Annotated in this window: 5 protein-coding genes; all 5 read left to right on the top strand. The window is 40.7% G+C overall.

Annotated elements, in window-relative coordinates; all coding sequences use genetic code 11:
* The coding region (locus G468_RS24940) for a DUF5906 domain-containing protein (RefSeq protein WP_026823935.1) at positions 1 to 1,530 on the top strand (1,530 nt) is incomplete at its 5' end.
* Positions 1,531 to 1,879: 349 nt separating this feature from the next.
* Complete coding sequence (locus G468_RS24935; RefSeq protein WP_246067189.1) at positions 1,880 to 2,383, top strand: hypothetical protein; 504 nt, start codon at positions 1,880 to 1,882, stop codon at positions 2,381 to 2,383.
* Positions 2,384 to 2,817: 434 nt separating this feature from the next.
* Positions 2,818 to 3,972: a phage major capsid protein gene (locus G468_RS0116175; RefSeq protein WP_026823933.1), complete on the top strand. Its 1,155-nt coding sequence runs from the start codon at positions 2,818 to 2,820 to the stop codon at positions 3,970 to 3,972.
* A gap of 19 nt (positions 3,973 to 3,991) precedes the next feature.
* Positions 3,992 to 4,546 (top strand): HK97 family phage prohead protease, encoded by a 555-nt coding sequence (locus G468_RS0116170; protein WP_026823932.1) that lies wholly within the window; start codon positions 3,992 to 3,994, stop codon positions 4,544 to 4,546.
* Positions 4,546 to 4,951 (top strand): phage portal protein (locus G468_RS0116165; RefSeq protein ID WP_026823931.1); only part of this gene is annotated, 406 nt, incomplete at its 3' end. The genes G468_RS0116170 and G468_RS0116165, both read left to right, overlap by 1 nt.

Below are 4,951 nucleotides of genomic sequence, written 5' to 3'. Positions count from 1 at the left end.
CAATCAAAAATCATTATTGCGGCGGATAATGATGTTAAGCCCGATGAAGCCAATATTGGCAAGATTAAAGCGGAGAAAACCGCAAAAGTGGTTAATGGTTGGGTCACCATACCGCCAACCAAAGAAAAAGCTGATTGGGATGATTACCGTCAGCAACATGGGATTGAGGCAGCAAAACAGGCGTTTATAGAGGGGGCGTATCAAGTTGAATTTGATGAAGTAACCGATTTTGATCCCTACGAGCTAGGAAGTGGAGAAGTGATTACGGCTAACGAACTCGCTTTACTTCAAAAGATGAATGGCATTTATACCCATGTTACGATCGGCGGAAAACACAGAGTTGTCACCCTTAAACCTTGTCAAGTTAATGGATTAATGCATACCTTTGAGGAATTAGCGCAATTTAAAAACTATTTCCTGCATGAAGGGCGCATTGCCAAAAAGCTATCATTAGGTGATGCCTGGTTAAAATGGAAAGGGAAGAACTATAAACCTAATGGAGTCGGTTTTTACCCTGAACCGTCAAAATGTCCTGATACTGTCTACAACCTGTATATGGGGTTATCGGTTAAACCTGTTGAGGGGGATTGTAGCCTTTATTTAAATCATATCCGCCACATAATTTGTTCAGGTGATGAAATAGCGTATCAATATGTAATTGCATGGATGGCGCATTTAATCCAGAAACCGGATGAAAAACCGTCCGTGGCTATCGCTATGAAATCGGTCAGAGGGGCAGGAAAAGGAACTTTTGTAAAGCCATTACTCCAAATTTTAGGGCAATACGGCGTACAGGTTAACGGTGCAGAGCACCTTACCGCAAAGTTCAATGCCATGTTAGCAAATAAATTGTTGGTATTTGCTGATGAAGCGACAGTAGCCAGTGCTAAAGATGGCGAAAAACTCAATGGCATTATTAGTGAATCTACGTTTAACCTTGAGCGGAAAGGAATTGATCCTGAGCCAATGGCTAATTTTTCACGTTTGATATTTGCAAGTAATAGTACTCAGGCATTGAAGGCAGGAATAAAAGAGAGGCGATATTTAGTATTAGAGCCTGACGGCAGTAGAGCACAAGATAAAAGCTATTTTGATAACTTATACCAATGGGTGAATGATAAAGGTGCAGCCAAGCTACTTTATTATTTACAGCATTATGATATTTCAGGTTTTGATCGCCACCGCGCACCGAAAACCGAGGCACTTAAAGAAGAAATACTCTTTGGTTTAACGGGGTTATATGCTTACCTGTATGCCGAATTATCAAAAGATGAACCGTTTGATCGAAAGGTACGAATTCCAGTAACTGAATTAATCGATAACTATTTATTCTGGTGTAAAAGTAATGGTGAACCGGAAACCGAAGCCGCCGCCCGTAGTCGCGTTGGGAAAACGATGATCAGAATGGGGCTAAATAAACTAGGACGTAGGGGATGCGGTATAGGAATTGTTTATGAACTACCGAGTGTTGATGAATTACGGATCAGATTTGCCGATATGATTGGTATGGAGTTAAAAGATGTATTCTAAAAGCTAAGATCCCCTAAAAATAAAATTTCCGGGTTACCTTCCTTGTCCAAGGAGAGCGATAATTAAATTTTAAATCGATGTTATCTACTCTAACGCGGTGCTTAGTTCCTAGGCTCAATCAATGTGTACAGGTTCTTAGTGGTATTTAGGGGTATTTTCATCTACCTGTACATAGTTAACTTATTGAAATTAAATATATTTATTTCTGTTTGTACAGGTAGTATAGGTTTTTTGGAATTTTTCAGCTAGGGCGTATTTTGACTGTATAAATTTACTGATTTTGGAAATCGGATAAATTAAATAGGTCATGACGACGGTGACCAAGCATGAATAAATAATAGGTATGCGAATGAAAAAAACAGAAAAGCAAGTGTGTATTTTAAAGCTGATGGTTATTGCGTTAAATGAAGCTATTAAATCAGGACACTTTGATTTGAACGGGCGATCAGCTGATGATAGAACAAAAAATAGACATGGATATCGTGAATTGATTATTGCTGGCAGACGAACAATTATTAATTGGTTTGATCTGGGTTATGATGAATTACGTATTAGTGTTTGGTGGAACTACCAGCCCGAAATGATACCAGCCAAAAGCAAAAGATTTGTGGAAAGCTTCCCACCACGGTATTCAATGCCTCAAGTTTATAGACCTTTTTTCAAATATATTTTATGGGCATGCGGTAGCTGCCATTTTGAGAGAAGAACAGGAAAATTCATCTACGGTAAGGAGGGGTGTCAATTTTTTGATATTTATATCAATGAAAACGCTATCTTTTATTTAGATGAAATACCATCAGAAGAGCCACAAGGGTACGCGACTCATCGTTTTATTCAGAATTCAAATCAATAAAGATAGTCATAACAGATTACTCACTATGTCATTAGAAATTTTCTTGATGAATTGAATATTCTAGCAAGGGGTCAATTTGACCACTTGCAGTAAATCAAAGGGTTAGCGGGTTATTTCGAGGTCATCACAACAGTGACCTAGGAGAATGATAAATTGATAAGAACATCTGTTAAATTTTTAGCTGATGATATTTGATAAATAACTAATGTAAAGTTGCGTAAATTATTGGTTCTCATGTTTTCTCATCTTTTTTGCCTTCCTGTGAGGTTGTTTCCTGTTATTTTTCATCATGTTAAATTGAGGTTCCTGATTCATGCAGGTGTATTTTGAAATATTCATGGTTACTAAAAGCGGTTAAGGTTTATATCACCTTCCCTTAGTCGCTTTTTTTCTGCATGTTCAGTTAAGACAATCACTGCATGCAGGAGCCAACCTTGAAAAGACTACTTGAATTACGTCAGCAAAAAGCCGATTTAACGGCACAAATGCGATCAATGCTGACATTAGCAGAAACAGAAAAACGAACACTGACCGAAGATGAAGCTAAAAACTTTGATGCGTTGCGTCATCAGTCGGAAACCCTCAATACTGAAATTGCCCGTTATGAAGCGCTTGCTGATGAAGAAAGAACATTAGCGGCAAAGCCTGTACAAAAAGAACAGGGAAATGATGCATTAAGGCATTATGTTTTGACAGGGGAAACGCGCGGACTTTCGACTGGGGTTCCGGCTGATGGTGGCTATACTGTTATTCCTGAACTAAATAAACAGATTATGCAACGTCTTAGTGATGAGTCCGTCATGCGTAAAATCTGTACTATCAAGACCACTCACAGCAACGAATATAAGCAACTGGTTTCTGTTGGTGGGGCGGTGATCAATCACGGTGAGGAAGGCAAAGCGCGCACCGAAACCGCAACCCCTAAACTGGAAGAAGTGAGTATCAAATTATTCCCTGTCTATGCTTATCCTAAAACCACTCAGGAAATCTTAGATTTTAGTGATGTCGATATTTTAGGCTGGTTAACCCGTGAAATCGCTGACACCTTTGTTGATACCGAAGAAACCGATTTAGTCAGTGGTAACGGTACAAAGAAAGCAAAAGGCTTTTTAGCCTATCCCCGTGATACGAAAGCCGATAAAGACCGCAGCTTTGGCACATTGCAAAAGCAGGAAGTGACCAAACTGGAAGCTGATAGTCTGATTGACCTGAAATTCACGCTAAAGAACAAATATCGCAAAAATGCCGTATGGGTAATGAACTCAAACACCGCTGCCAAAGTACAAAAATTGAAAAATGGTAATGGTGATTATATCTGGCGTGAACGGTTACAAGTGGGTGACCCTGATAGTCTGTTAGGTTTATCGGTTCATTACCTTGAGTTTATGGATGATGATGTGATAGCGCTGGGTGACTTCAAACGCGGTTACACCATTGTTGACCATCAGACAGGCACTCGTACACGGCCTGACAATATTACTGAGCCTGGCTTTATCAAGATCCATACTGATAAATATCTCGGCGGTGGATTAGTCGATTCCAATGCAATTAAAGTGCTTGAGGTCAAGGCGAAAGGAGCCGGAGTCTAATCCCTCTGGTCATTTATCCATGAAATCAACCGATTTTGAAATACGCACGGCAAGCCTGTCTGCTGATGAAAAAAGGCTAACAGGATATGCAGTTAAGTGGAATAGCCGCTCACAACTGTTGTGGGGTGAATTTATTGAAACCTTCGCCCCGTATGCGTTTAAAAACAGTCTAGGAAAAGGAACAGATACACGATGTTTGTATGAACATGATGTGACCAATCTGTTAGGGCGTACCGCGTCGGGTACGTTAAAACTGGCTGAGGATGAAACGGGGTTACGGTTCGAACTTACACCACCAGATACGCAATTAGGCCGAGATGTTCTGACACTGGTTGAACGGGGGGATATATCCGGTATGAGCTTTGCGTTTAGGACGATAAAAGACCATTGGGAAATTGGCGTAAAACCTTATCTTAGAACGGTGATTGAGGCTGAATTGCTCGAAATTACGATCACCAGTTTACCCGCTTACCCTGAAAGTGGTGTCGAAATTGCCAAGCGTTCACTCAATGCTAATCGCTCCAAACCCACGCATTTGTACAATCGGTGGCTACAATTATCTGAGGTGGAATAATGTGGCCATTCAGACATAAAAAGGCAGAAGAACGCAGCTTTAGTATTGATGAGTTCCTGTCACTGGCTGGCATTCCTAACAGTCGGTCAGGCGAATATGTCTCACCGATCACCGCAGAAGGCTTACCCGCTGTTATCAATGCCGTTACGGTGATTAGTGAAGCGGTGGCGACGATGCCCTGTTTTTTATATCGGGTACACAATGATAAAGGTATGGAATCACGGGAATGGCTAAGTAACCACGTGGTAGATTATTTGCTCAATGAAAAACCAAATGATTGTCAAACACCTTTCCAGTTTAAACGAACCCTAATGCGCCATTGCTTACTCAATGGTAATGCCTATGCGCTTATCACATGGGGTAAAGACGGACAGCCCGCTTCATTACATCCTTATCCGCCGAGTG

The sequence above is a fragment of the Arsenophonus nasoniae DSM 15247 genome, from assembly GCF_000429565.1.
Lineage (GTDB): Bacteria > Pseudomonadota > Gammaproteobacteria > Enterobacterales > Enterobacteriaceae > Arsenophonus > Arsenophonus nasoniae.
Note: the sequence above shows the minus strand (reverse complement) of the source record. Positions and strands in the feature narration are given on the sequence as shown.